Origin of the sequence: Chloracidobacterium sp. (genome assembly GCA_025057975.1) — a bacterium.
In the GTDB taxonomy this organism is placed as follows: domain Bacteria; phylum Acidobacteriota; class Blastocatellia; order Chloracidobacteriales; family Chloracidobacteriaceae; genus Chloracidobacterium.
The window spans coordinates 1-565 of record JANWUV010000060.1 but is presented as its reverse complement, the minus strand read 5'-3'; the positions used below and the strand labels follow the sequence as shown (position 1 = coordinate 565).

General features: G+C 61.9%; 2 protein-coding genes. Both read left to right on the top strand.

The window, feature by feature from the left end; translation table 11 throughout:
- Positions 1-244, top strand: a 244-nt coding sequence (locus NZ585_15075; GenBank protein ID MCS7081351.1) for a hypothetical protein, incomplete at its 5' end; no start/stop codon positions are given.
- The coding region (locus tag NZ585_15070) for a phosphate transport system regulatory protein PhoU (protein MCS7081350.1) at positions 237-565 on the top strand (329 nt) is incomplete at its 3' end. The genes NZ585_15075 and NZ585_15070, both read left to right, overlap by 8 nt.

The window sequence follows — 565 nt, the reverse complement described above, 5'->3', positions numbered from 1 at the left end:
GTCGCCATACACCGCAGAACCGTCAACCCCGACAAACCGAACAAACACGGATACCCTGCATCGCGGCGCGAGCCGGCCTGTGCGAGTGCAGTTGCGCCTGACACAGTCGGCCGGGCTGACGCACATCGAGACATTATTGCGGGAGCGGTTGCGCACCACACCGCTCGTTGGGCAAATCGAAGTCTTTGCCCAAGTCGAGACAGCCGCCGACGGCAGGCTGCTGCCGTTGCGCGTAGATGGATGAGGAGATTTTCATGGCCGCCTCAACTCGCACACACTTTGACCAGGAGCTGCGCGCTCTGCAGGACAATCTGCTGCGCATGGGCGCCATGCTCGACACGGCCATTGCTCTCGGCATGCAGTCCTTAGAAGAGCGAGACCTGGAATTGGCCCGCCGCGTCGTAGCCGACGACGCCAAGATCAACGACCTGCGCTTCGCCATCGAAGAGCAATGCATCCGCCTGATTGCCACTCAGCAGCCGATGGCGACCGACCTGCGCTTCATCGTGGCCGCCATGAACATCATCAGCGACCTGGAACGGATGGCCGATCATGCCGCCGGCAT